Source organism: Actinorhabdospora filicis (genome assembly GCF_030269765.1).
In the GTDB taxonomy this organism is placed as follows: domain Bacteria; phylum Actinomycetota; class Actinomycetes; order Mycobacteriales; family Micromonosporaceae; genus Actinorhabdospora; species Actinorhabdospora filicis.
This window is the reverse complement of the sequence record NZ_BSTX01000001.1, coordinates 775,531-801,251: the sequence shown is the minus strand read 5'-3', so window position 1 is coordinate 801,251 and position 25,721 is coordinate 775,531. Positions and strand designations below refer to the sequence as shown.

Annotated in this window: 25 protein-coding genes; 12 read left to right on the top strand and 13 right to left on the bottom strand. The window is 72.2% G+C overall.

What is annotated here, in order from left to right:
- The first annotated feature begins 24 nt into the window (after positions 1-24).
- The 8 genes from atpA (at position 25) to QSK10_RS03550 (ending at position 7,160) form a co-directional block, all read left to right on the top strand.
- A complete protein-coding gene (gene atpA / locus QSK10_RS03585; protein ID WP_285661126.1) occupies positions 25-1,665 on the top strand; it encodes a F0F1 ATP synthase subunit alpha in 1,641 nt (546 codons plus the stop codon).
- Between the two features lie 3 nt (positions 1,666-1,668).
- The gene (locus QSK10_RS03580; RefSeq protein WP_285661125.1) at positions 1,669-2,598 is read left to right on the top strand and encodes a F0F1 ATP synthase subunit gamma; all 930 of its coding nucleotides are present in this window, start codon (positions 1,669-1,671) and stop codon (positions 2,596-2,598) included.
- Positions 2,598-4,025, top strand: coding sequence for a F0F1 ATP synthase subunit beta (gene atpD / locus QSK10_RS03575; protein WP_285661124.1), 1,428 nt, complete (start codon positions 2,598-2,600; stop codon positions 4,023-4,025). Before QSK10_RS03580 ends, atpD begins: the two co-directional genes overlap by 1 nt.
- A 115-nt stretch (positions 4,026-4,140) precedes the next feature.
- Positions 4,141-4,758 carry an HIT family protein gene (locus QSK10_RS03570; protein WP_285661123.1) on the top strand — a complete coding sequence of 206 codons (618 nt, stop codon included), beginning with the start codon at positions 4,141-4,143 and terminating at the stop codon, positions 4,756-4,758.
- A 35-nt stretch (positions 4,759-4,793) separates the two neighbouring features.
- A complete protein-coding gene (locus QSK10_RS03565) occupies positions 4,794-5,084 on the top strand; it encodes a F0F1 ATP synthase subunit epsilon (protein ID WP_285661122.1) in 291 nt (96 codons plus the stop codon).
- A gap of 67 nt (positions 5,085-5,151) precedes the next feature.
- Positions 5,152-5,535, top strand: a complete 384-nt coding sequence (locus QSK10_RS03560; protein WP_285661121.1) for a DUF2550 domain-containing protein — start codon at positions 5,152-5,154, stop codon at positions 5,533-5,535.
- 150 nt (positions 5,536-5,685) lie between these two features.
- On the top strand, positions 5,686-6,519 hold the full coding sequence (locus QSK10_RS03555; RefSeq protein WP_285661120.1) for a siderophore-interacting protein: 834 nt from the start codon (positions 5,686-5,688) through the stop codon (positions 6,517-6,519).
- A 128-nt stretch (positions 6,520-6,647) separates the two neighbouring features.
- On the top strand, positions 6,648-7,160 hold the full coding sequence (locus QSK10_RS03550; RefSeq protein ID WP_285661119.1) for a hypothetical protein: 513 nt from the start codon (positions 6,648-6,650) through the stop codon (positions 7,158-7,160).
- A gap of 10 nt (positions 7,161-7,170) precedes the next feature.
- Here QSK10_RS03550 and QSK10_RS03545 read toward each other — a convergent pair whose 3' ends face one another.
- The 3 genes from QSK10_RS03545 to QSK10_RS03535 all read right to left on the bottom strand — a co-directional run bounded on the left by QSK10_RS03545 (position 7,171) and on the right by QSK10_RS03535 (position 9,573).
- The gene (locus QSK10_RS03545; RefSeq protein ID WP_285661118.1) at positions 7,171-7,965 is read right to left on the bottom strand and encodes an ABC transporter permease; all 795 of its coding nucleotides are present in this window, start codon (positions 7,963-7,965) and stop codon (positions 7,171-7,173) included.
- Entirely contained in the window at positions 7,962-8,924 is a 963-nt protein-coding gene (locus QSK10_RS03540; RefSeq protein ID WP_285661117.1) for an ATP-binding cassette domain-containing protein, read from the bottom strand. Before QSK10_RS03540 ends, QSK10_RS03545 begins: the two co-directional genes overlap by 4 nt.
- A 76-nt stretch (positions 8,925-9,000) precedes the next feature.
- Entirely contained in the window at positions 9,001-9,573 is a 573-nt protein-coding gene (locus QSK10_RS03535) for a cob(I)yrinic acid a,c-diamide adenosyltransferase (protein ID WP_285661116.1), read from the bottom strand.
- A gap of 137 nt (positions 9,574-9,710) precedes the next feature.
- On the opposite strand from QSK10_RS03535, the gene QSK10_RS03530 reads away from it, so the two are divergent.
- The gene (locus tag QSK10_RS03530) at positions 9,711-10,565 is read left to right on the top strand and encodes a 3-hydroxyacyl-CoA dehydrogenase family protein (RefSeq protein ID WP_285661115.1); all 855 of its coding nucleotides are present in this window, start codon (positions 9,711-9,713) and stop codon (positions 10,563-10,565) included.
- Here the strand turns inward: QSK10_RS03530 and QSK10_RS03525 are convergent.
- The 10 genes from QSK10_RS03525 to QSK10_RS03480 form a co-directional block, all read right to left on the bottom strand.
- The gene (locus QSK10_RS03525; protein ID WP_285661114.1) at positions 10,550-11,818 is read right to left on the bottom strand and encodes an MFS transporter; all 1,269 of its coding nucleotides are present in this window, start codon (positions 11,816-11,818) and stop codon (positions 10,550-10,552) included. The two genes, QSK10_RS03530 and QSK10_RS03525, sit on opposite strands and share 16 nt — an antisense overlap.
- Positions 11,819-11,881: 63 nt before the next feature.
- The gene (locus QSK10_RS03520; protein WP_285661113.1) at positions 11,882-13,144 is read right to left on the bottom strand and encodes an MFS transporter; all 1,263 of its coding nucleotides are present in this window, start codon (positions 13,142-13,144) and stop codon (positions 11,882-11,884) included.
- Between the two features lie 184 nt (positions 13,145-13,328).
- On the bottom strand, positions 13,329-14,306 hold the full coding sequence (locus QSK10_RS03515; RefSeq protein WP_285661112.1) for a lysophospholipid acyltransferase family protein: 978 nt from the start codon (positions 14,304-14,306) through the stop codon (positions 13,329-13,331).
- A complete protein-coding gene (locus QSK10_RS03510) occupies positions 14,303-15,073 on the bottom strand; it encodes a GNAT family N-acetyltransferase (RefSeq protein WP_285662908.1) in 771 nt (256 codons plus the stop codon). Before QSK10_RS03510 ends, QSK10_RS03515 begins: the two co-directional genes overlap by 4 nt.
- Before the next feature lie 125 nt (positions 15,074-15,198).
- Entirely contained in the window at positions 15,199-15,924 is a 726-nt protein-coding gene (locus tag QSK10_RS03505) for a hypothetical protein (RefSeq protein WP_285661111.1), read from the bottom strand.
- Positions 15,914-18,547, bottom strand: coding sequence for an FtsK/SpoIIIE domain-containing protein (locus QSK10_RS03500; protein WP_285661110.1), 2,634 nt, complete (start codon positions 18,545-18,547; stop codon positions 15,914-15,916). Before QSK10_RS03500 ends, QSK10_RS03505 begins: the two co-directional genes overlap by 11 nt.
- Positions 18,547-19,329 (bottom strand): hypothetical protein, encoded by a 783-nt coding sequence (locus QSK10_RS03495; protein WP_285661109.1) that lies wholly within the window; start codon positions 19,327-19,329, stop codon positions 18,547-18,549. Before QSK10_RS03495 ends, QSK10_RS03500 begins: the two co-directional genes overlap by 1 nt.
- Before the next feature lie 9 nt (positions 19,330-19,338).
- A complete protein-coding gene (locus QSK10_RS03490) occupies positions 19,339-19,557 on the bottom strand; it encodes a hypothetical protein (RefSeq protein WP_285662907.1) in 219 nt (72 codons plus the stop codon).
- Positions 19,558-19,861: 304 nt separating this feature from the next.
- Positions 19,862-20,227 carry a hypothetical protein gene (locus QSK10_RS03485; protein ID WP_285661108.1) on the bottom strand — a complete coding sequence of 122 codons (366 nt, stop codon included), beginning with the start codon at positions 20,225-20,227 and terminating at the stop codon, positions 19,862-19,864.
- 3 nt (positions 20,228-20,230) lie between these two features.
- Complete coding sequence (locus tag QSK10_RS03480) at positions 20,231-20,767, bottom strand: helix-turn-helix domain-containing protein (RefSeq protein WP_285661107.1); 537 nt, start codon at positions 20,765-20,767, stop codon at positions 20,231-20,233.
- Between the two features lie 97 nt (positions 20,768-20,864).
- Here QSK10_RS03480 and QSK10_RS03475 point away from each other — a divergent pair, with 97 nt between their 5' ends.
- The 3 genes from QSK10_RS03475 to QSK10_RS03465 all read left to right on the top strand — a co-directional run bounded on the left by QSK10_RS03475 (position 20,865) and on the right by QSK10_RS03465 (position 25,686).
- Positions 20,865-21,479 carry a hypothetical protein gene (locus tag QSK10_RS03475; protein WP_285661106.1) on the top strand — a complete coding sequence of 205 codons (615 nt, stop codon included), beginning with the start codon at positions 20,865-20,867 and terminating at the stop codon, positions 21,477-21,479.
- Between the two features lie 63 nt (positions 21,480-21,542).
- Positions 21,543-23,198, top strand: coding sequence for an RNA ligase family protein (locus QSK10_RS03470; RefSeq protein WP_285661105.1), 1,656 nt, complete (start codon positions 21,543-21,545; stop codon positions 23,196-23,198).
- Positions 23,185-25,686 (top strand): RNA repair domain-containing protein, encoded by a 2,502-nt coding sequence (locus QSK10_RS03465; RefSeq protein WP_285661104.1) that lies wholly within the window; start codon positions 23,185-23,187, stop codon positions 25,684-25,686. Before QSK10_RS03470 ends, QSK10_RS03465 begins: the two co-directional genes overlap by 14 nt.
- Positions 25,687-25,721: the final 35 nt, after the last annotated feature.

The following is a 25,721-nucleotide window of genomic DNA, read 5'->3' as shown; positions in this document are numbered from 1 at the left end:
AAGCAGGGACGAGGGAAACACAGGATGGCCGAGCTGACCATCTCCTCGGACGAGATCCGTAGCGCGCTCGACAGCTACGTGTCGTCCTACCGGCCGGAGATCTCCAAAGCGGAGGTCGGCGTCGTCGCCGAGGCATTTGACGGGATCGCCATCGTCGAGGGTCTGCCCTCGACGATGGCCAACGAGCTACTTGAATTCGCCGACGGCACCCTGGGTGTCGCGCTGAACCTGGAACTGCGCTCCATCGGTGTCGTGGTCCTGGGTGACTTCTCCGGGATCGAGGAGGGCCAGGCGGTCAAGCGCACCGGCCGCGTCCTCTCGGTGCCGGTTGGTGACGGGTTCCTCGGCCGTGTCGTGGACCCGCTGGGCGAGCCCATCGACGACCGTGGAGCCATCGAGAACGAGGGCTTCCGCGAGCTGGAGCTCCAGGCGCCGAACGTCATGGCTCGCCAGAGCGTGTCGGAGCCGATGGAGACCGGTATCAAGGCCATCGACTCGATGACCCCCATCGGTCGCGGCCAGCGGCAGCTGATCATCGGCGACCGCAAGACCGGCAAGACCCAGATCGCGATCGACACGATCCTGAACCAGCGTCAGAACTGGGAGTCGGGCGACCCGAAGAAGCAGGTCCGCTGCATCTACGTGGCCATCGGGCAGAAGGCGTCCACGATCGCGTCGGTCAAGGGCGTCCTTGAGGCGCACGGGGCCATGGAGTACACCACCATCGTGGCGTCCCCGGCCTCCGACCCGGCCGGTTTCAAGTACCTCGCCCCGTACGCCGGCTCGGCCATCGGCCAGCACTGGATGTACAACGGCAAGCACGTCCTCATCGTCTTCGATGACCTGTCGAAGCAGGCCGAGGCCTACCGCGCCGTTTCCCTCCTGCTGCGTCGCCCCCCGGGCCGTGAGGCCTTCCCGGGTGACGTCTTCTACCTGCACTCGCGGCTCCTGGAGCGTTGCGCGAAGCTGTCCGACGAGCTCGGCGGCGGTTCGATGACGGGTCTGCCGATCATCGAGACCAAGGCCGGCGACATCTCGCAGTTCATCCCGACCAACGTCATCTCCATCACCGACGGCCAGGTCTTCCTCGAAGAGGGCCTGTTCAACTCCGGTGTGCGCCCGGCCATCAACGTCGGTACCTCCGTCTCCCGAGTCGGTGGCGCCGCGCAGGTCAAGGCCATGCGCAAGGTGACCGGTTCGCTGCGTCTGAGCCTGGCCCAGTACCGCGAGCTGGAGGCCTTCGCGGCCTTCGCCTCCGACCTGGACGCCGCCTCCCGCGCGCAGCTGGACCGCGGTATGCGGATGGTGGAGCTGCTCAAGCAGGGCGCCGCTTCTCCCTTCCCGATGGAGGAGGAGACCGTCTCCCTGTGGGCCGGCACCACCGGTGAGCTCGACGACGTCCCCGTCGGCGAGGTCCGCCGCTTCGAGGGCGAGTTCCTCGACTACCTGCGTCACTCGAAGGCCGACATCCTCACCAACATCCGTGAGTCCGGTCAGCTCGGTGACGACACCGTGGCCGCGCTGAAGGTCGCCGTCGGCGACTTCAAGCAGATGTTCCTGGCCAAGGACGACGCCATTCGCGTGAACGAGGCTCCGGCCGAGGCCCTCGACGAGGTCCCGCACGAGACCGTCACCCGGATCGTGTCCGAAGGCGAAGGCCAGTAACCCATGGGTGCGCAGCTACGAGTCCTGCGTCGGCGCATCGCGTCGACCCAGTCGATCAAGAAGATCACCAAGGCTCAGGAGCTCGTCGCGACCAGCCGTATCGGCAAGGCTCAGGAACGGGTCGCGGCGTCGCTGCCCTACGCCCAGGCCATCACCGGCGTGCTCACCGCGCTGGCGTCCAACTGCGACGTGAACCACCCTCTGCTGGTGGCGCGTCCGGTTGTCCGCCGCGCGGGCGTCCTGATCATCACCAGTGACAAGGGCATGTGCGGCGGTTACAACAGCAACGTGCTGCGGACCGGTGAGCGACTGGTGGCCAAGCTGGCCGCCGAGGGCAAGAACCCGGTGATGTACGTGACCGGCCAGAAGGGCGCCACGTACTTCAAGTTCCGCGGCCGCGAGCTGGCCGGGGAGTGGTCCGGGTTCTCCCAGAGCCCCACCGTCGCCGACGCTCAGGAAGTCGCCCGCACGCTGATCACGGCCTTCGTGAACGGCGCCGACGACGACCTCGATTCTCCCGGCCCCGACGGCATTCTCGGTGTGGACGAGCTGTTCATCGTCTCCACCAAGTTCGTCTCGATGGTCACCCAGACCCCACAGGCGCTGAACCTGGCGCCGATGCACGTGGAGGAGGTCCAGGGAGACAAGGGCCTGCTGCCCGCCTACGAGTTCGAGCCGAACGCCGAGGAGCTGCTCGACGCGCTGCTGCCGAAGTACCTGGTGACCCGCATCTACGCGGCGCTCATCGATTCGGCCGCCAGTGAGTCCGCGGCCCGCCGACGGGCGATGAAGAGCGCGACGGACAACGCAGAAGAAATGATCAAGACCTTGACCCGGGAGCGCAACGCCGCCCGTCAGGCCGAGATCACCCAGGAGATCAGTGAGATCGTCGGCGGCGCGAACGCGCTGGCTGCGGCAGGAAGTGAAGATTAATGACTACCGCTAACACCGGTGTGGGCCGCGTCATCCGGGTCATCGGCCCGGTCGTCGACGTGGAGTTCCCCCGCAACGCGATGCCGGACATCAACAACGCCCTCAAGGTCGATGTCGAGCTCTCCGGCGGCAAGAAGACCCTGACCCTGGAGGTCTCGCAGCACCTGGGCGACAACCAGGTCCGCGCGATCTGCATGGCCCCGACCGACGGCATGGTCCGCGGCACCGAGGTCTCCGACACCGGCGCCCAGATCTCGGTGCCCGTCGGTGACGGCACCAAGGGCCACGTGTTCAACGCGATCGGCGAGTGCCTCAACCTGAAGCCCGGCGAGGAGATCAACGCCGACGCTTACTGGGGCATCCACCGCAAGCCCCCGGCGTTCGCGGCCCTGGAGCCCAAGACCGAGATGCTGCCGACCGGCATCAAGGTCCTGGACCTGCTCGCCCCGTACGTCAAGGGCGGCAAGATCGGCCTCTTCGGCGGCGCCGGCGTGGGCAAGACGGTCCTCATCCAGGAGATGATCATCCGTGTGGCCCGTAACTTCGGTGGCACCTCGGTGTTCGCCGGTGTCGGCGAGCGCACCCGTGAGGGCAACGACCTGATCGCCGAGATGACCGAGGCGGGCGTGTTCAACGACACCGCGCTGGTCTTCGGCCAGATGGACGAGCCCCCGGGCACCCGTCTCCGCGTGGCCCTGTCCGCGCTGACGATGGCCGAGTACTTCCGGGACGTCAAGAACCAGGAGGTGCTGCTCTTCGTGGACAACATCTTCCGGTTCACCCAGGCCGGTTCCGAGGTGTCCACGCTGCTCGGCCGTATGCCGTCGGCCGTGGGTTACCAGCCGACCCTGGCCGACGAGATGGGCCAGCTCCAGGAGCGGATCACCTCCGTCTCCGGTAAGGCCATCACCTCGATGCAGGCCATTTACGTGCCCGCCGACGACTACACCGACCCGGCGCCGCACACCGCGTTCACCCACCTGGACGCGACCACGAACCTGGAGCGGAAGGTGTCCGACAAGGGCATCTACCCGGCCGTGGACCCGCTGGCGTCGAGCTCGCGGATCCTGGCGCCGGAGTTCGTGGGCGAGGAGCACTACCGCGTGGCCTCCGAGGTGAAGCGGATCCTGCAGAAGTACAACGAGCTGCAGGACATCATCGCCATCCTCGGTATGGACGAGCTGTCCGAGGAGGACAAGGTCACCGTGGCGCGTGCGCGCCGCATCGAGCGGTTCCTGTCGCAGAACACCTACGCCGCCAAGCAGTTCACCGGCGTCGAGGGTTCGACGGTCGACGTGAAGGACACCGTCGAGGCCTTCCGCAAGATCTGTGAGGGCGAGTACGACCACTTCCCCGAGCAGGCGTTCTTCATGTGCGGTGGGCTCGACGACCTTGAGCGCAACGCGGCGGAGCTGGCGAAGGCGTAAGTCTCGCGAGTGACGTTGGGGCCGTCCCCTGGTGGGGCGGCCCCTTTCGCGTACCCGGTGGCGGTCCCGGGCGGCCTCGCGGGGGTGGGGTGCGGGGCTCTGGGAAGATCCGGTCATGACCACCCCTGCGAAGACCCCGGGCAAGTACGCCGCCCACCTGACCTACGGCGTCCCCTCCGCCGCGCCCGAGGGCGGTATCCCGTTCTGGGAGATCTTCCCCTACGAGGGCGAGCTCTCGATCAAGGCGATCGAGGACCCGGTGATCCCCGAACCGCCCCGCGGCGGCGAGGGCGGCCGTGAGTGCGGCGAGTGCGCCCGTGGCGATGACGACGGCTACGTCTGGACCGACGCGAACTGGCGGCTGAGCGCCCGTCGTGAGCCCGAGGCGCTGGTGACGCTCCTGCTGACCCCGCGCGGCCACTACGACTCCGGGGACCTGCCCGCCGGGCTGTCGGCGGAACTGGGGCCGGTCATGCAGCGGGTGGAGAACGCGATGATGGGCCTGGGCGACATCGCGCGCGTGCACATGAGCAAGTGGGGTGACGGCGGTTCGCACCTGCACTGGTGGTTCTTCGCGCGCCCGGAGGGGCTCATGCAGTTCCGCGGCACCTGCCTGGCGCTGTGGGGCGACGTCCTCCCGCCGCTGCCGCGGGAGCTGTGGGAGGAGAGCCTGGCGTCGATCGCTTCACAAATGACCGCCACTGGCGGCGAGACCGCCGGTCAGGTTGTCTAGACTTACTCGATCCCCGAGGTGTGTAAGGAGCCGTAGTGGCTGAGCTGCTGAATGTAGAGATCGTCGCCGTCGAGGCCAAGGTCTGGTCCGGCCAGGCCGAGATGCTGATCGCCCGCACCACCGAGGGTGAGCTGGGCGTGCTGCACGGGCACTCGCCGCTGCTGGGCGAGCTGGCCGACCCGGGGAACGTCCGCATCAAGCTGGCCGACGGCGAAGAGGTCGCCTACACGGTCAACGGCGGCTTCCTGTCGGTCACCTCCAACGGGGTCACGATCCTCGCCGAGACCTGCCAGCCGGCGGTCGCCTCCGCCGCGAACGCCCACTAACGGCCACGGGCGGGGTGCGGACGTGGGAACCTCACTCGCCGTCGTCGGGATCGCCGTACTCGCCCTCGTGGCCGCGATCGCGCTGCTCTTCGCCCGCCGCGGGGTTCTGACCCGCAGCGGGGCGATCGTCATGGCCGTGCGCCTGTCGACCCGGATCCCGGGTCGTGGCTGGGCGCCGGGGTTCGGGCGTTTCGACGCGGGGCGCCTGCAGTGGTTCCGGATGTTCTCCTACGCGCCCCGGCCGAAGGTGGCCCTGGAGCGCGGCGAGACCGTGATCGAGTCGCGCCGCAGACCGGAGGGTCCCGAGACGCAGGTGTTCCCGCCGTCGGTGCAGGTGCTCGTGTGTCGCACGCCCAAGGGCGTGTTCGAGGTCGCGATGACCGAGTCCGCCCTCACGGGCTTTTTGTCCTGGCTTGAGGCCGCCCCGCCACGGGGCGGCCTTTCGCTTTAGGTGGGGGCCGGGGCGACCGGTTCGGTCCCCGACGGTGGTCCGGTCTCGCCACTCGGGCATTCTTCCCGCACGACGGGTCGGATTGCCGACACCCGCCTCGGGGTATTAGGGTTGCCTAATCTAAGTGTCTCGATGTGAAGGTCAGGCTCCATGACGGAACAACCGGTCCGCAAGACCCCGCGCGCGAAGGTCCTCGAAGTCCTGCGCACCGAGCGGCTCTCCCCGCACCTGATCCGCGTGGTCCTCGGCGGTCCCGGGCTGGCGGAATTCGTGGACAACGACTTCACCGACCACTACGTCAAGCTCCAGTTCGGGCCCGCCGGCGTGAGCTACCCCAAGCCCTTCGACCTGGGCTGGATCCGGGAGAACCTGCCGCGTGAGCAGTGGCCGGTCTCGCGCACCTACACCGTGCGCTCCTTCGACGGCGCCGAGCTGGTCATCGACTTCGTGCACCACGGGGACGAGGGCATCGCCGGGCCGTGGGCGGCCAACGCCAAGCCCGGCGACGAGCTGGCCCTGATGGGCCCGGGCGGCGCCTACGCGCCGAACCCGGCCGCCGACTGGCACCTCATGGTCGGCGACGAGAGCGCCATCCCGGCCATCGCCGGAGCCCTGGAGAAGGTCCCGACGGGCGTGCCGGTGAAGGTCGTCCTGGAGGTCACCGGACCCGAGGACGAGATGGAGCTGGCCACCCCCGGCGCCGCCGAGTTCGTGTGGCTGCACCGGGGCGAGGCGGCCCCCGGCACCACGAGCCTGCTGCTCGACCACGTCAAGGGCATGGACTTCCCCGAGGGCCGCGTGCACGCCTTCGTGCACGGCGAGGGCAACGCCGTCATGAAGCAGCTGCGCCCGCACCTGTTCGGCGAGCGCGGCATCGCGCGCGACCAGGTGTCGATCTCCGGGTACTGGCGCCAGGGCCGCACCGAGGAGAGCTTCCGCGAGTGGAAGTCGGAGCTGGCCGCCGCCGACAAGGCCGCCGCCTGAGAGACGGGATCGGCTGGAAAGGATTCGCGAAAGCGATCTTTCCGATAATCATGGGCGGCCTCTGCCGCCCATGATCTTTTTCCCCTAGGCTTGCCGGGCCCGCCCCTCCCCCGAAAGCGGTTCCTCGCATGAGCCTGCCCAACTTCCGCCGTCGCGGTGCCCTCATCACCGGCATCGGCGCGTTCCCGTGGACGATGATCGCCGACCTCGGCCCCGGCAACCTGCCCGTCGGGATCGCCTCGATCGTGCTGGCCCTGGCGGCGGTCTTCTGCGCGATCCGTTTCGGCTCACGCCCGGGACCCGCCCGGACGCCCGCCGAGGGCTGGCAGCGGACCTTCGGGCGCGTCGGGCTGATGGAGCTGGCCGGGATCGCCGTCGGCGTCATCGCGCTGAACCTGCTCGGTCAGCCCTCGCTGATCCCGGCGGCCGTCGCCCTCGTCGTCGGCGCGCACTTCTTCCCCCTGGCGAAGGTCTTCGGGCAGCCGCAGTACGTGTGGACCGGCGCCGGGCTGTGCCTGGCCGCGCTGGCCGGCGCCGTCCTGTTCGCGCTCGGCCAGAAGGACGCCGCCATGGCCGCCGCCGGACTCGGCACCGCCGCGACCCTGTGGGCGACGTCCTTCCACGTCTCGCTCCGGGGCTAGCACTGGAGGGCTAGCGCGAGGCCGCCCTGCGGTAGGCCCGGATGGACAGCGGCACGAAGACCGCCAGGATCACCGCGATGGTGATCAGCGAGTAGGCCACCGGGTGCTCCATCGGCCAGCCGGAACCGGCCGCGGTGCCCTCGGGGGAGTTGCCCCACAGGTCGCGCAGCGCGGCCACCACCGCCGAGATCGGGTTCCAGTCGGCCACGTACTGCAGGACCTTCGGCAGCGTGTCGGTCGGCACGAACGCGTTGGACAGGAACGTCAGGGGGAACATCCAGATGAACCCCGCCGACTGCGCCACCTCGACGCTGCGGACCGACAGGCCGATCGTGGCCGAGATCCAGCTCATCGCGTAACCGAACAGGAACAGCAGCAGGAAGCCGCCCACCACGTCCAGGACGTCGGTGTGGGTGCGCCAGCCGACGATCACGCCGCAGACCGCCATGATGGCCACGACGAGCACGTTGTTGATGAGGTCGGACGTCGTCCGGCCCACCAGCACCGCCCCGCGCGACATCGGCAGCGAGCGGAACCGGTCGATGATGCCCTTGGTCATGTCCTCGGCCAGGCCCATGCCGGTGATCGCCGAACCGAAGGCCACCGTCTGGGTGAAGATGCCCGCCATCAGGAACTCGCGGTAGTTGAGGCCGGGCACCGCGATCGCCCCGCCGAAGACGTAGGCGAACAGCAGGACGAACATGATCGGCTGGATCGTGGAGAAGATGAGCAGGTCCGGGACCCGCTTGATCTTGATCAGGTTGCGTTTGGCGACGACCCAGCCGTCGGCGAGAGCGGTCATCATGCCGCGTCCTCCGTCTCGTCCTCGGCGGTGCGCCCGGTCAGTTTGAGGAACACGTCGTCCAGGGTCGGGCGGTGGACGGCGATGTCCTGCGGTTTGATCCCGGCCCGGTCCAGTCGCCGGACCGCCTCGAACAGCGCGTCGGTGCCGTCCCCGACGGGGATGGCCACGTGGAATTTCGCGTCCTCGACCAGCCACTCCTCCGCCGAGAGCCCGCCCAGCGCGCTCAGCACCCCGGCCAGTTCGTCGGCGGTGCTCACGGTGACCTCCAGGCGCTCGCCGCCGACCTGGAGTTTGAGCCGGTCGGGGGTGCCCCTGGCGATGGCGCGCCCGTGGTCGATGACGATGATGTCCTCGGCCAGCTCGTCGGCCTCTTCGAGGTACTGCGTGGTCAGCAGGAGGGTCGTGCCCTCGCGGACGAGCTCGTTGATGACCTCCCACATGCCCAGGCGGCTGCGGGGGTCGAGGCCGGTGGTCGGCTCGTCGAGGAACAGCACCGGGGGCGCGGCTACCAGCGCGCCGGCCAGGTCCAGGCGGCGGCGCATGCCGCCGGAGTAGGTCTTGGCGGGCCGGTCTGCGGCGTCGGTGAGGTCGAAGCGCTCCAGCAGCTCCCGGGCCCGGGAGCGCGCCCTGGGCTTGCCCAGGTGGTAGAGCCGCCCGACCATCTCCAGGTTCTCGTAGCCGGTGAGGTGCTCGTCGACGGCCGCGTACTGGCCGGACACCCCGATCACCCGGCGGACCTCGTTCGGGTGGCGCACGACGTCGATGCCGCGCACGCTGATCTCCCCGGCGGTGGGGGCGACCAGGGTGGTGAGCATGCGGACGGTGGTGGTCTTGCCCGCGCCGTTGGGGCCCAGCAGGCCCAGGACGGTGCCCTCGGGCACGTTCAGGTCGAGCCCGTCGACGGCGTGCACGGACCCGTAGGTCTTGACGAGTCCTTTGGCGATGATCGCGTCGGTCATGGTGCCCCCTTTCGGGGAGGCTACCTCCGACGGGTGACAGGTGGGGGCCGTTCGACCCCCACCCGCTGAAGAAGAATCAGGCGTTGGCCGCGGGCTTCCACAGCACGTCGTGGCCGTCGTTGGCCGCGCGGGCGAGCACGAACAGCAGATCCGACAGCCGGTTGAGGTACTGGGAGGGCAGCGCGTGGGTGGTGTCCGGCTCGGCCTCCAGGAGCATCCACACCGAGCGCTCGGCGCGGCGGGCGATGGTGCACGCCTGGTGCAGCAGCGCCGCGGCCGGGGTGCCGCCGCGCAGGATGAAGGAGTCCAGCTTGCCCAGGCCCTCGTTGAACTTGTCGATCCACTCCTCCAGCCGCGTCACGTAGGCGTCGGTGATCCGCAGCGGCGGGTACTTCGGGTCGATGGCCACGGGCGTGGACAGGTCGGCGCCGACGTCGAAGAGATCGTTCTGGATCTGCCGGACCACCGTCGCGACGTCCACCGGCAGGTCGCCCAGGGCGGCGGCCACGCCCAGGGACGCGTTCAGCTCGTCGACGTCGGCGTAGGCGCCGATGCGCGGGTGCGTCTTGGGGACCCGGGAGAAGTCCGACAGGCCCGTGGTCCCGTCGTCGCCGGTCTTGGTGTAGATGCGCGTCAGATGTACGGCCATGCCCTGAGCCTACGAGCCGGGCGGGCCGGTTCCAACGCCGCCTTAGCGATCGTTCAAGCGGCCCGCTACATTCCACGGCGGGGCCTGGCCCCGATAGAGTTACCCATCAGTAGGAAGACGTCACAAGGGAGTGCGGTATGGCGGGTTCACTCGCGGTCATCGGGTCCGGGCTGATGGGCTCGGGCATCGCCCAGGTCGCGGCGGTCGCCGGCTGGACGGTGAGCGTGCGGGACGTCACTGACGAGGCCCTGGCGCGCGGCCGCGCCGGGATCGAGAAGTCCCTGGCCAAGTTCACCGAGAAGGGCAAGATCGCCGCGGCCGACGCCGAGGCCGCCCTGGCCCGGATCACCTGGACCACCGACCTGGCCGAGGCCGTCGCGGGCGCCGACATCATCGTCGAGGCCGTCTTCGAGAACCTGGAGCTCAAGCAGGAGATCTTCAAGGAGATCGACGTCGCCGCCAAGCCCGGCGCGGTCCTGGCCACCAACACCTCGGCCATCCCGATCACCCAGATCGCGGCGGTGACCTCGCGTCCGGAGTCGGTCGTGGGCACCCACTTCTTCTCGCCGGTGCCGATGATGAAGCTGTGCGAGCTGGTCCGCGGCCTGAAGACCTCCGACGAGACCCTGGCCACCGCCCGGGCCTTCGCCGAGGAGATCGGCAAGACCTGCGTCGTGGTCAACCGCGACGTCGCCGGGTTCGCCACCACCCGCCTCATCTGCGCCTTGGTGATGGAGGCCGTCTCCCTGGTGGAGAACGGCGTCATCTCCGCCGAGGACCTCGACGTGGCCTGCAAGCTGGGCTTCGGGCACGTCATGGGCCCGCTGGCCACCACGGACCTGACGGGCCTGGACGTCCTGCTGTCGGCCACCAAGAACATCTACCGCGACACCGGCGACCCGAAGTTCTTCCCGCCGGAGCTGCTGGCCCGCATGGTCGCCGCCGGCGACCACGGCCGCAAGACCGGCAAGGGCTTCTACGCGTACGAGTGAGCCGCCTCGGCCCGCACGGCCTGGGCGCGCGGCAGGAGCGTCAGCGCGCCCAGGCCCACGAGCACACCGGTCACGCCCTGGATGCTCAGGACCACGATGACCGGCAGCGGGCCGGTCAGCCAGAACACCAGCCCGGTGCCCAGCAGCGTCGCCGCGCTCATCAGCGCGCCCACGAAGGCGAAGACCCGTCCCCGGTGGGTGTCGTCGGTCGCGCGCTGGAACAGCGTCATCATCGCCGCCGAGGCGACGACCCCGGGCACGCCCACCGCGATCATCCCGACGATCCCCGGGATCGGGCCGTGCGCGAGTGAACCCGGCAGCAGCGGGTAGGTGAAGATCGCCGTGTCGATCAGCCCGAAAAGCAGCATCCCGACGCCGATCAGCACGCGCGGCGACCAGCGCGCGCCGAACCAGCCGCCGACCAGGCCGCCCAGGATCCCGCCGACCGCCTGCGCCGAGATCAGCCAGCCCAGCTCGGGCGCGCCGCCACCGAGGACGTCGGTCACCCACACGGTGAACAGGCTGCTCATCACGCCCTCGCCGATCGAGCCCAGGATCAAGACCACCGACAGCACCACCAGCACCCGCGAGCGGACGGTCACCTTCAGCCCGTCGGTGAACTCGCCGAAGAAGCGCTTGACCGCGCCGCCCTCGGCCGCCTCCTGGACCGCCCGGTGCGCGCCGCCGACGAAGTAGACCATCGCCGCGGCGGCCAGGAACGTCACCACGTCCAGGACGACCACGCCGCGCAGGCCCAGCCACAGCGTCGCCACGCCGCCGACCATCGGGCCGATCAGCCGCGCCAGGTTGTTGTTCAGCGAGTTGAGCGAGTTGGCCGCGGGCAGTTCGGCGTCGGCGACCACGCCCGGAAGCAGCGCGTTCTCGGCGGTGGAGGCGAAGGGCGCGATGGCCGCGTTGACCAGCGTCACCGCCGCGCAGATCCACAGGTCGGCGGCCCGGTTCACCAGCAGCAGCGGCAGCAGGCTCGCCGCCATCGCCACGTTGGACCACACCATGACCCGCCGCCGGTCCCACCGGTCGACGAGGACGCCGACCAGCGGGCCGAGCAGCAGCTGCGGCAGCACCGCCATCGCCACGATCGCCGTCATGGCGGTGGGGGAGCCGGTCAGCGACAGGACGGTGATGGGCAGCGCCACCTGCAGCATCCGGTTGCCCATCAGCGAGATCAGGCCACCCCACCAGAGCAGGCCGAAGCCGCGCCGGGTGAGCAGTGCGAGGGATGACCTGTTCACGAGATGCCTCCATCAGTCGTTGTGACGTCACAGTAGACGTCATCTGATGTCGGCGCAACCCCGCTACTGTGCCAGCGCGGGTTCCTTCGGCTTCTCCTTCGCGGGTAGCGAGGGCAGGAACAGCAGCGTGACGAGCCCGGCCAGGATCGGCATGGCCCCCTGAACATTCAAAACCGTCACGACGTCAAAGGAATGTCCCAGTAGCACCGCCATGCCGGTACCGGCGAGCATCGCGGCCGCCGTGAGCGTGCCGCGCGCGGCGAAGACCCGGCCGCGGTAGGCGTCCTCGGTCGAGCGCTGCACCAGCGTCTGCGCGGTGGAGTAGGACAGCGTGAACGGCACGCCCACCACGATCATCGCGATGACGCCGGGGACCACGCTCATCCACAGCTTGGGGTAGTTGAAGGTGAACAGGTCGATCAGCCCGAACACGACCGCGCCGATCCCCATCGTCAGCCGCGGCGACCAGCGCCCGGCGTAGCGGGCGCCCACCAGGCCGCCCAGGATGCCGCCCACCGCCTGCGCGGCCAGCAGCCACGCGTACTCGGCCGGCCCGCCGTCCAGGACCCGCTCGGTATAGGCGATGAACATCGACGAGAACACGCCCTCGCCGAGGAAGGTCAGCAGGAAGAACCCGAAGACCACCCGCAGGACCGGGTTGGCCGCGGTGAGTTTGACGCCCTCGCCGAACTCGCCGAGGAAGCGGGCCACGGCGCCCTTGCCCGGGACCGGGGCGGTCCGCTCGGCCCGGTGTTTCCCGCGCACGAAGAAGATCAGCGCGGCGGCCACCAGGTAGGTGGCCGCGTCGGCGATCGCGACGCCCTTCAGGCCCCACAGCAGGACGGCGGCACCGCCCAGGAACGGCCCGATCAGGCGGCCCAGGTCGTTGTTGAGGGAGTTGAGGGAGTTGGCCGCCGGGAGCTGCGCGTCGGGCACCACTCGCGGCAGCAGGGCGTCCTCGGAGGTGCTCACGAACGGCGAGACCGCCGCCGAGGCGGCCATCAGGATCGCGCACAGCCACCACGTCGAGGGCGAGACCAGCACGTAGGGCAGCACGATCACGGCCAGCACGAGGTTGCCGCCGACCATCACGCGGCGCCGGTCCCAGCGGTCGACGAGAACGCCGACGAACGGCCCCAGCAGCAGCTTCACGCCGGTGGCGGCGGCGATCACGGCCGTCATGGCGGTGGGCGAGCCGGTCGCCTCCAGCACCGTCACCGGGACGGCGACGGTCAGCATCCAGTTGCCGAGATAGGAGATCAGGCCGCCCCACCAGAGCAGGGAGAAGTCGCGGTTGCCGAAGACGGCGAGATTGGGCATGGACATCGGATGCGCACACTTCCGGTCGCGGTTTCATGGGGGACTCCCACAACCGGCCGGTATCCCTTGCGCGGGGTGCTTCGTCCAGGCCTGCGGCGCCGCTTCGCGCGGCTTGGCGAAACCTATCGCGGAAGACGCCCGTCCCGCCGTCCGGGTGGAGGACCGAACGGCGGGCGGGACGACTAGAACGCTACGCCGGGACGGTGACGGCGGCCAGATGCCCGCCCACCGCGTCCTGAAACGCGGGAGCCGGGCACGCCGTGTTCACGGCCCGTGGCGTGGGGTGCGCGTAGGTGACGAATCCGGCCAGCGCGTCGTGCACCACCGAGGTCTCGGCGCGCCTGGCCAGCGCGCGGCGGTCGCCGACGGCCTGGAACGGCGGCGACGGGATGATGTGCAGCAGGAGGCCCTTGACGGCGATGACGCGCTTGAGGGAGGCCAGGAAGCTCTCCTCGCCGAGGAACCCGGCGGCGGTGGTCGGCGCGCCGTCGGCGAGGGTGAACCAGAGGGTCACCGGCGCCACCGGCGCCCCGGCGTCGATGGCGGCCTGGAAGGGCGCGGGCCGGAACCGCCCGCGCGCCGGGAGGCACCACGTGGTCGCCTCGGGGAACACCCCGACGCTCTCCCCGCCGCGCAGGCGGGCCGCGACGGCGTCCACGGTGGACGGCAGGTTCCGCAGCGCGGCCCGGTCCACGAACAGCGCGCCGGTGCGGCGGGCGAGCCCGCCGACCAGCGGCCAGGACCCGACCTCGCGCTTGGCGAGCATCCGCACCGGGGACCGGCCGCGCCCCAGGGACACCAGGGCCACCACGTCGAGCCAGGAGGAGTGGTTGGCGACGACGAGGGAGCCGGGTTCGACTTCGTCCCTGGGGCGGAGCGGGACCCGGACCCCCACCGCCCGCATCGCGGCCCGTGCCAAGCGCGGTGCGAGGGCGGGGGCGGCTGGTACGGCCAGGAGTCCCGCGAGGAGGACGGCCAGCAGCGCCGCCAGCCGCAGGACCCGTCGCAGCGGCCCGACGGTGGGCAGCGCGGCGGGCCCGGGCAGGCAGGCGGGGGAGCAGTCGGAGACGGGGAACCAGGGGCCGGGGCTCGTTCCGCCGGTCTCCACCCGGGCGGGCCCGCCCACACGGTTCAGGTCGGTCTCCTCCCACGCCCGGACTCCGGTCATGCCGCGGCCAGTTCGCCCAGGCCGTGCTCACCGAGGAAGTGCCTCAGGTAGCGCGGGTTGGTCTTGTCCAGGTCGAGCAGGACGTAGAAGTCGGCCACCCCGAAGTCGGGGTCGTGCGCCGGCGGGCCGCAGATCTTCGCGCCCAGCCGCAGGTAGCCGCGCAGCAGCGGCGGGACGGCCTTGACGTCGCCGCGCGCCTCGCTCACCGGCCACGGGTTGTGAGGGGTGACGTGGACGTCGGCGGACAGGTGGCGGTCCTTCACGTAGGCCCACACCTCGTCGGCGTCGGCGGCCGGAACCGACGCGCATCCGCCGAGGAGGCGGTGGCCGGTCAGCAGCAGGTAGCGGGCGATGCCGGCCCACATGAGGTTGATGACGGCGCCGCCGCGGTGCTGCGGGTCGACGCAGGAGCGTCCGGTCTCCACGAAACCGGCCCGGTAGGGGTCGAGTTCGCGCAGGTCGAACTCGGTGTCGGAGTAGAGCCGGGGGCTGCGGCCGGGAGGCAGCATGCGGTAGGTGCCGACGACCTCGCCGGTGGGGTCGTCGACGACCACGAGGTGGTCGCAGAGGGCGTCCCAGGTGTCCACGTCGAGTCCCGCCAGGGGGGAGTGCAGGCGGGCGCCGAGCTCGCCGGCGAAGACGCGGTGCCGCAGCCGCTGCGCGGCGCGCAGCTCGTCGGCGTCGGCGACGCGGATGGAGTAACGGGAGTTGTCGGTAGCCAGGTCGGTCCGGTGGGGGTTCGCCACGATGGCGTGGTCGGGGAGCATGGCCGCCTCCTTTTTGGGCGACTTCATGCTCTGTTCCGAACGCGACCGGAAGGTGACCTCGCAAGTACTGTTCGGTAACCGGGTCTGTGCGGGTGCGGGAACGGCGGACGGACGTTTGGGGCCGCTTACAGCATCAGCAGTGGAACGGCGATGACCAGCGCGACCACGCCCGAGCCGATGAGCAGCCAGATGTGGTGCTGGCGCGGCCGCTGCCGGTGCCGCCAGCCCAGATAGATGCTCGCCAATGGCAGGCCGATGAACGGCCCCAGGAACACGCACACCAGCGCCAGCGGGCGCAGCACGAGCGCCTTGTTCCCGTCACCGCCCCCGGCGGCGTCCAGGATCGCCTGCGCGCCGATGACCGCCGCGAGCCCGCAGACCGCCCCGATCAGCGCCATCAGCGCGACCAGGTACCGCGGCGGCGGGAACTCCAGCTGCCCGCGTCGGGCCAGCGCGAGGGTCTTGCGCGCGCGTTCCAGCAGTGCCATGGGGTCCGGGACGCGGGGGGCCTTCGGTTTGCGGACCACGCCCCGCGCCTCGATCGCGCGCGGCGCCTCACCGATGTCGCGCAGCCGCGGCGGGATCCGCCCGGAGCCGACGTAGCCGAGCAGGTCGCGCCACAGCGCCCCGGCGCGCTCGTCGATGTCGTCGACCTTCGCGCTGGCCTCGGCGGCCGACTTCGCGGCGGCGTCGCGGGCGGCGAGGGTCTCCCCGACGCGGGCGCGGATGGCGGCCACGTCCTCGCGGTGCTTCTTCTGCAGCCGCTCCTGCTGCTCGCGGCGGCCGGAGAAGGTGCGCGAGAGCGTCTGTGTCGCCGACTTGTAGGCGTCGCGTGGGTTCTCACCCGGCATGCGGCTCTCCCAGCAGCATCGAGCCGTGCGGGCTGGTGGCAGCGGCGGTGTCGTAGGGGATGACGACCTCGGGGTGGCGGTGCACGGCCCGGTCGAAGAACAGCCCGCGCCGGGGCCGGGGGTACCACGGGGGCCCGCCGGGGATCGGCGACAGCGGCGCCAGCTCGGGTCCGTGGACGTCGAGGGCGAGCCAGGCGTCGATGGAGTCGAAGCGCGCGGCGAAGCCGCCGAGGTCCTCGCGCAGGCGCGGCACCGACCGCCACCAGCCGAGGGTGTGGATGCGCCGCTCGGGCCCGGTGAGCAGCAGCTGCCGGAAGCGTTCCTTGGCGAGGGCGTCCAGGCCGCCGCTGGCGGCGTCCACCGCGTACAGCAGCACCAGGTGCGGGACGCCGGACTCGGCGCCGGAGAGGTCGCCGAGGACCTCGGCGAGGCTCTCGCGCATCTCCGCGCCCAGGGTCAGCGCGAGCCGGTCGGCGGCCGGGCGCGCGTCGGGGTCGGGGCAGAAGATGGTGAAGCGCGCCTCGCCCTGCCGGGCCACCGAGATCGCCGCCGAGGCGAGGATGTCGCAGGCCTCCTGGGTGCGGGTGCCGAGGATGGCGAGGTTGCGCCCGACGGTGCGGGTCAGCCGCAGCCGCGCCGAGCCGGTGCTGACGTCGATGGTCTGCCCGAGCAGCGCGGTGGGGACGGTGCCGCCCACGTCGACGGCGTCGGTCAGCGAGGGCACGTGGTCGCCGTCGAACAGGCGCGGCTCGTCATTGTCGGCCGGGCGCTGCCGCCACAGGCGCTGCTGGAGCGGGTCCCACGCGCTGCGGTTGGAGGCGTCCGGGACGCGCACGACGCGGTTGGCGGAGGTCACGCCGGAGTCGGAGTTGACCACCGCGTGGTAGCGGGGGATCTCGTCGGCGGCGGTGTTGGTCTCGGCGAGGATCCGCCGCGCCTTGGGCAGCGCCACCCGCAGCGTGAATTGCGCGACCAGCGCCGGGCGGCCCCACAGGGCCTCGATCCCGGCGACGTCCTGGCTGGCCAGGACCAGGTGGATGCCCTGCGAGCGGCCGCGCCGCGCGAGGTCCTCCAGGAGGCCGACGGCCTCGTTGCTGACCTGGTCGCGGCCGTCGAGCAGGACCTGGAACTCGTCGATGATGGCCACGATCCGCGGCCAGCGCCCGCCGGGGTCCTGGTGCCGCAGCTCTTCGAGCTTGGTGGCCTCGTGCCGCTTGGCGGCCTCGGCGCGGCGGCGCAGCTCGTCGCGCAGGTGCCGCAGCAGCGCCAGCCCGAACTCGCGGTCGTCGTTGATGTTGACGCCGACCAGCCGGACGTGCGGCAGCCAGCTGGGGTCGCGGCGGCCGCGCGCGAACCGCGCGAAGGACACGCCCTCCTTGAAGTCCAGGAGGTACAGGGCCAGCTCGTCGGGCCCGTAGCGGGCGGTCAGCGCGCCGATCCACGCGTACAGCAGGTTCGTCTTGCCCGCGCCCGACGGGCCGCCGATGAGCGCGTGCGGCGGGTTGTCGCCGAGGGTGACTTCGATGAGGCGGCCCTCGGCGCCCTCGCCGATGGGCGCGGTGAGCCCGGCGGCCGAGGAGTGCGTCCACAGTTCACCGTCGTCGGCGGGCAGCAGATCGCCGAAGACGGCCGGGTCGGGTCCGGCGGCGAAGCGCTCGGCGATCGTCCGGCACGTCCCGGTGACCAGCGTGGCCGGTGGCGGCGGGTCGAGCCGGACGGCGAAGTCGGCGGTCATGGACGTGCCGGTCGCGGTGACCGACTCCACGTCGGGGCCGGTGAGCTCGCCCGGGTCGCCCTGGACGATGACGTGGACGCCGCAGGCGACGCCGGTGCGCAGGATCCGCGCCAGCTGCGCGCGCTGCTTGGCGGTCCAGTCGTCCTGGCCATTGTCGTCCAGCAGCACCGCCACCCGCCACGGCTCGGGGCGGCGGCCGGTCTTCTCGGCAAGCTCCAGCAGCGAGTGGTACTCGCCGGCCAGCACGGTCTCGTTGATGCGGCGGATCTGCTCGACGAGCTCGTCGAGCATGTCGGAGAGCCCATTGGGGCCGACGAAGCTGAGCAGCCCCGCCGGGGCCAGTGGCGCGAGCCCGGCCAGGGAGCCGCCGAGGCGCTCGGGGTCGTAGACGGTCAGCTGCACGCTGCCCGGCGGAGTGGTGCCCAGGGCGCGCAGCAGGATGCCCGGCAGCAGCGCGCCGGGGTCGGTGGCGCACACCAGGTGCGCGCGGTCCAGCAGCGGCGCCAGCGCGGGCGGTTCGCCGGGGGCGTCCAGGACGCCGATGCGCAGCAGCCCGGGTGCCACCCCGCGCCCGTGCGTGGTCGGATGCCAGTCGGCCCAGGCGTCACCGGCGGCGCCGGGCGCGTACTCCTTGGCCAGGGCGGCCAGGCGCGCCAGCGTGGACGCGGTGGCCTGCGCGGTCTGGTCCTCCAGCGCGGTGGTCCTGTCGCGGTGCTCGGCGGCCAGGCGCGCCTGCTCGTCGCGTCCGGCTTCGAGGGTGCGCCGTGCGGTCTCGGTGGCGTAGGCCGCGGTGGCCTGCGCGTGCTCGCGCAGGGCCCTGGCGGCGTCCCTGGCGGTGGCCAGGTCGCGGCTGACCGTGTCGGCGAGTACGGTGCGCCACCCCGCCATCATGTCCTCCCGAGGGCTTTGGTGAGCGCGGCGACGAGCACGGGGCCCATCGCGGCGATGTCGACCGGGTGCCGTTCGGGGGCGGCGGCCACGTGGCAGGCGGCGGCGAGTTCGACCTGGTCGGCCTTGTCCTCCAGACCCGGCAGGAAGCGCCGGACGGCGTCGCGGGTCTTGGCGCCGACGGCGTCGAGGTTCTTGGCGGTGGGGGCGCCGCCGGCGAGTTCGGCGGCGAGGATGCGCACGCGCGGCCAGGTCAGCGCGGGCAGGCGGACGCCGACGGCGGGGTCGGTGGCGTGCAGCTCGCGGCGGTAGAGGTTGCGGTCGGACCCGGCGGCGGCCTTGACGAGGGCGTCGAAGAGCGGGGTGAGCTCCTTGTGGCGGATCTCGGTGTCGGCCTTGGCCTTGTTGTCATCGTCGGCCTGGGTGATCTCGTCGACGCGGGCCAGCCACCAGGCGCGGGTGCCGTCGGCGACGGGCGCGGGCGGCGCGGCCGACGGGACCGGCCCGGTGTCCCCTTTGGGCGCGGTGGGGGACAGTCCGATGGAGACCAGGTACTCGTCGAGGTGCTCGGCGGCGGCCATGAGCTGCGTGACGGCCTTGTCGAGGTGGGTCTGGGCGCGGTTGAGGTGCGGGAGCCCGGCGGGCTCGACCGAGTCGGTGAGCGCCTGGGTGAGGGTCGCGCGCGCCTCGTCGAAGCGCGTCATGGCCTGCGTCGTACCCGCGAGGGGCAGTTCCGCGGCGGCGGTGCGGACGGCCTGCCCGAGTTCCATCATGGTCGCCATGGGGCGCCCCTACAGTGTCGCGGCGTAGCTGGTCGCCTGCTCGGCGGCGGCGAGGGTGGCCGCCATGCACTGCTCCAGTTCCTGACCGGCCTGCGCGAGGGCGGCCTGCGCGGACTCCACCGACTGGTGCTGGCTGCCCTGGAGGAGGGCGCCGAGGACCTGCTGCGCGGCCTGGAGCTTCTCGGAGGCCACCTTGATCGCCTCCTGTCCCTCGGACACCTGCTGCATCGCGGCGGCGATGGCCGCCTTGAGTTCGGCCACGCTGATACTGGTCACGGCCACATTCTCTCTGATCAAGCGGAAGATCCGTGTATTCATTCCGACAGCGCGCGTGTCTGTCACATCCCCGACAGGGTACTTGTGGACACGTGTCACCGGCCGGACGGGACTGTCCATTGTGGACTGTCGAGGCGGTACGGGTGTGGTTGTGGGGTTTCCCACAGTACTCGTGATCTCACTCGCCGACGAGGGGTCGTGTGCTCGGGGAGGCGTCCTGAATGGAGGGCCGTGGCGGCACGGCCCTCCATCATGGTCAGGCGGTGACGGCCGCGCTGCGGATCCGCTCGGCGAGCCCGGGCGCGTCGGGGTGGGACACCAGGATCGCGTCGTGGTCCGGCAGGGTGCCCGGGGCGAGGCGCAGCAGCAGCCCGGGCGTCCCGCGATGGGCGGCGACGAGCATGCGCGGGCCCCGGATCAGGCCCCAGGTGCCGATCTTGGCGACGCCGGTGAAGCCCAGTCCCTTGCGGGTGCCCCGGGCCGCCCGCAGCGCATCGTCCACGGCGGTCGCCTCGGTGATCCCGGTGAGCGGCACGACGACCTCGCCGCGGCCGGTGAACGGCCGCTCGAACCCGGTGAAGCGGATGTCCACGGCGGTGTCGGTGACGGTGACGGTCGGCATGGGTCAGTTCCCTTCTTCATCGACGGGCATGAGCACCGTCGAAAACTGGCGGGCGACGCGGCCGCCGCCCGGGGGATTGCCGAGCAGGGGCGCGATGACCCCGGCGAGAGAGGCGGCGAACGCGGCGAGCTCGGCGTCGTCGAGGTGGAGGACCACCGAGCGGTAGCCGGCGCCGTCGGCGGCCAGGTCGGGCTCGCCGCGGCCGAGGTAGCGGGAGAAGTCGGCCAGCAGGGTGGAGACGAAGGCGGTGAAGTAGCGCCCGTGGTCCTCGGCGGTCGCCCCGGCCAGCTGCGCGGCCGGGATGGTGGTGCCCCCTGGGGCGAGCGCGTAGACGCGTTCGGCGGTCCCGCGCACCTTGCGCTCCTCGGCGATGGCGATGATCCCGCCCTTGGTGAGGGCCGCCAGGTGCCGGTAGAGGCTGGCCTGGGGGACGTCGGCGAGCGCGGCGGTGAGCTCGCGGGTGGTGCGCCCGCCCCGGGCGAGCGCGCGCAGGACGCGGATGCGCACGGGGTGCAGGACGAGATCGGCCCAGTCGGTCATGATCCGATGTTCTCATTATCGAGAATGAGAATGGCGGGATCGTGGCGATCGTCACCACGTGACGGGTCGGTCCTGAGTGGACCCTAAGATCCGGGACATGTCCGGCTCCTACGCCTACCTTCTGGGCTCGTTCACCGCCCTTCCCGAAGCGCTCGCCGCCGCGCGGCGCCTCCTGGACGCGTCCGAGGGGGCCACCCACGTCGAAGCCCACGCCGGGATCGGCCCGGGCGCCGTCGCCCGCTTCACCGGCCTCCCCGCGCCCACCGAGATCCGCTTCGTGGTCGACGAGGACCGCGCCGCGCTCGCCGAGTCGCTGCTGGGCGCCACCGTCGAGACCCTCCACAGGGGCCGCGCGCGCACCATGGCCGCCCGTCTCGACGAGGAGGTCGCGGCGAACCTGACCCGGCTCACCGACGTCCTGGTCGACGTCGAGCTGGGCGGCGTCCCCGGCATCATCGAGGACGCCTTCTGCGCCCGCATCGGCGCCGATCCGGGCGACCTGCTGTGGGAGTGCGAGTGGCCCGGCGCGGTGCCGGGCGGCAACGGCGTCCAGCTCACCATCAACGGCGCCGGTCTCTACCGCGAGGAGAACGGCACCGGGCACGAGCTGTACGTCTTCGTCTCCGACGCCTGCCCCGAGCCCGACGCGGTGGCCGCGCGCCTGGCCGCCTCCGCCGGGCTCACCGTGGGGAAACGCAGCCACGAGGACTAAACCGCTCGCCCGCTGTCGGACCCGCTTCCTACGATGACCGGGCAGCCGAGGCGGGGAGGAGCCATGCGCGTCTCGTATCCACGGACACCGCACGTCCCCTGGTCGCCCGGCCACACACCCGACGACCTGCGCGCCGGGAGCGTCGCGCTCGGCGGCCGCGAGGTAGTCGTCACCGAGAAGCTCGACGGGGAGAACACCACCCTCTACCGCGACGGCCTGCACGCCCGGTCTCTCGACTCCGGGCACCACCCGTCGCGGGCGAAGGTCAAGGCCCTGCACGGGCGCATCGGGCCGCTCATCCCGCCGGGGTGGCGCGTGTGCGGCGAGAACCTCTACGCCCGCCACTCCATCGCCTACGACGACCTCGACGCGCACTTCTACGCCTTCTCCGCCTGGTCCGGCGAGACCTGCCTGTCCTGGGACGACACCGTCGCCTTCGCCCGCTCCCTCGGCCTGCCCGTGCCGCGCGTGCTGTGGCGCGGCGTCTACGACGAGCGGGCGGTGCGCGGGCTCGCCGTCGACACCGGCCGCGCCGAGGGCTACGTCGTGCGCGACGCGGGCGCCTTCACCCTCGGCGAGTTCGGCTCCCGGGTCGCCAAATGGGTCCGCCCCCGGCATGTGAAGACCGGTACGCACTGGATGCACGTGGCGGTCGTCCCCAACGGCCTGGGACCGCGGGCCGCCCTGTGGGAGACGCGCTCGGGCGGCGTCCCCGACATCGCCGCGCTCGCCGCGGCCACCGGCCTGCCCGCCACCCACGCCGAGGCGGCCCTCGACGCCGCCGCGCGCCTCGGCGGGCGCACCGGCGACGCGCGCCTGTCGGGCGTCCTGGCCGCCCTCGCCCACGACGTCCCCCGCACCCGGCTCGCCGGGCGCCTCGCCGCCCGCGTCGGACCCGGGCTCGCCCGCCGCGTCGCCGACCTCGCCGGCCTGCGGCCGCGCCTGTCGGAGCCCTTCCCGGACGAGCGCCGCCGCGCCGGGCTGCTGCGCATGTCCTTCTCGGCCGACCTCGACGTCCTGCACGCCCTCGCCATGGCCGTCGAGCCCGGCGAAGAGGTCGAGTGGTCGGCCCTGCACGCCGCCGAGCTGCCGCGCGCGCGTCCCGTGTACGACGGGTTCGACGGCGACGATGATGTGCGCGCACGCCGCTGGGCCGAGACGCGCGAGGCCTTCGCCGAAGGCCGCGTCCACACCCCCGAGGAGGCCGGCGCGCTCACCTGGCGCTGGCGCGAGGGCGCCTTCCCGCGCCTGATCATGCTCACCGGGCCCGCCGGCAGCGGCAAGTCCACCTACGCCGCCACACTCGGCGCTGACGCGCTGGTGTCCCTGGACGCCCTGCGCGCCGCGCGCGGCTCACGCGCCGACCAGCGCGACAACGCCGCCGTCCACCGCGAGGGCCTCCACCGCCTCGCCGGAGAACTCACCGGCCGGCGCACCGTCGTGTGGGACGCCACCTGCCTCAACCCGCACCAGCGCGCCTCCGTCCACGCCGTCGCCGCCCGCCACGACGCCCTGGTCACCCACGCGGTGTTCCTCACCGACGAGACCGAACTCGCCCGCCGCAACGACACCCGCGAGCACCGCGTCCCCCCGCACGTGCTGGCCGGCCAGCTCGCCCGCTACACGCCGCCGTACCCCGCCGAGGCCCACCGCACCCGCTACATCGACGCGGACGGAACGGTCGCCGACACCGCCGGAGCACCCGATGCGCACCAGTGACGAGATCTACCACCGCGTCCGCTGGGACGCCCGCTTCGACCCCGCCCGCTTCGTGCTCGGCCTCGCCCAGCGCGGCCGCGAGCCCAAACGCGTCCCGTTCACCGCGTTCACCCCCGGCGGCGACGTGCCCTGGCACCGCGTGCTGTTCGTGGAGGCCGACGGGACGCCGGTGTGGGACCGCGCCACCGGCCTCGACGTCCTCGACTCCGCCGGGCACGGGCTCGTCCGCCACGAGCGCCTGCTGCGCCCGCCGTTCTTCGCGCCCCGCCCGGTGCGCGGCGAGGCGTCCGGGACGGCCGCCGCCGTGCGCGTGCTCACCTGGAACACCCTGTGGGACCGCTACGAATCCCACCGGATCCTCACCGCCGAGCGGCGGCCCCTGCTGCTGGCCGCCCTCGCCGATTCCGGCGCCGACGTCATCGCCCTCCAGGAGGCCGAACGGCCCCTCCTGGACCTGCTCGAACCGTGGACCCGCCGGGGCTGGGCCCTGCTCGGCGAACCCGCCGACGTGGACGCCGCCGGGCTCGTCCTGCTGTCGCGCCTGCCCGTCCGCGAGGCCGGCTGGCACGCCCTGTCCGGCCACAAGGCCGTCGCCGCCGTCGTCGTCGAGACCGCCACCGGGCCCCTCACCGTCGTCACCACCCACCTCACCAGCGACCACACCACCGGTGGGCACGACCGCCGCGAGGGCGAGCTCGCCCGCATCGCCGAGGGACTGTCCGGAGTGGACGGCGACGTGGTGGTCATGGGCGACTTCAACGAGACCGGCGAGCGGCCCGCGTCCGCGCTGGCCATGACCGACGCGTGGCTGTCGGCCCGCGGTGACGAGACGCCCACCTTCGACCCCACCGTCAACCCGCTGGCGGCGGTCGCCTCGCTGACCGGGCGCTCCGGGCGCATCGACCGGGTCTTTCTGCGCGGGCCGCGCGCGGCCTCGGCGTCCCTGCACGGCGACACCGCCACCGGCGGGCTGTTCCCCTCCGACCACTTCGGGCTGTCCGTCGAGCTCGGCCGGTCCGCCACCGGCGAGGTCCTGGACGCGCCGCCGACCGCGCGCACCGCCCTCGCGTGGCTCCCGCCGCAGTCGGCGTGGGCGCCGCTCCAGGAGGTCCGCCGGGCGCACGACCCGTCCTTCGAGCGCTGGCCGCCGCACGTGAACGTGCTCTTCGGCTTCGTGCCCGAGGCCGACTTCGAAAGCGCCGCCGGGCTCGTCTCGGCCGTCCTGGCGCGGACCGCGCCCTTCACCGCCCGCCTCGGCGAGATCCGCCGCTTCGAGCAGGGCACGGTGTGGCAGCACCCCGGCGGCGACGGCTGGACCGCCCTGCGCGAGGCGCTGGAGCGGCCCTTCCCGCGCCTCGCCGGGCGCGCGTTCGTCCCGCACCTGACCCTCGGCAAAGGCGACTTCGCGCCCCGCGTGCCCACGGTGGACGTCCCCGTCGGCGCGCTGACCCTGCTGTCCCGGCGCGGCGACGGGCCCATGGAACCCCGCGCCACCATCGCCCTCGGCACCGGCGAGATCACCTGGACCGAGCCGCCACCGCGCGCGTTCCCCGCCGTCGACGCCACCGGCGTCCGGGAACGCCTCGCGGCGGCACTGCCCGAAGCCGGACTGCACCTCGTCGGCTCACGCGCCATCGGCTGCGAACTCCCCGACGCCGACGTCGACCTTGTCGCCACCGGAACCCTCGACCCCGCCGCCGTCGCGGTCCTGCCCGGCGTCACCGGCTTCCGCGAGCTCACCGACGCCCGCGTGCCCGGCCTGCGCCTCCACCTCGGCCAGACGCCCGTGGACGTCATGATCGCCGCGCCCGGCGACACCATCGCCCGCAGCGCCATCACCGACGCCGCCGCGCTCGCCGGGCGCGCCGATCCCGCGCTGACCCGCCGGGTCAAGGCGTGGGCGCGGGCGCGCGGCATCGACAGCGCGCCCTTCGGGTCCCCGCCCGGGCTGGCCTGGACCGTGCTGGCGGCGGTGTCGGAGGGTTCCCTCGCCGATTTCTTCGGCCACTGGGCCGCCTGGGACTGGAGCGCGCCCGTCGCGCTCGACGGCGTCCCCGAGGCGACCGGTGACGCCATGACGATCCTGACGCCCACCCCGCCGGTGCGCTCCTGCACCGCTCAGGTCCGGCCCGGCATGGCCGACCTCATCACCGAGGAGCTCTACCGCGCCTGGGAACTGGCCGCGTCGCCGTCGCTGCTCGCGCCACCCCCGATGCACCGCCGCCACCGCTCGTGGGCGGTGCTGACGGTGTCCGGCGAGGAGAACCGGGGCCGCATGCGCGGGCGCGTCAACGCCCTCCTGGCCGAGCTGCCGCCCGACGCGCACGCCTGGCCGCGTCCCTTCGCCGAGGACGGCGGGGTCACCCGCTACGCCGTCGGGCTGGGCCGCGACGGGGTGGAGGAGCGCGTCCTGACGTCCTGGGCGCGCGGGCTGGCCGGCGTGCGGGCCGCCGTGGTCGCCGGGGGAGAGGCGCCCGCGCTCTCATGATCACCTTGTGCTACCGATGATCCACTCTCCGTTAT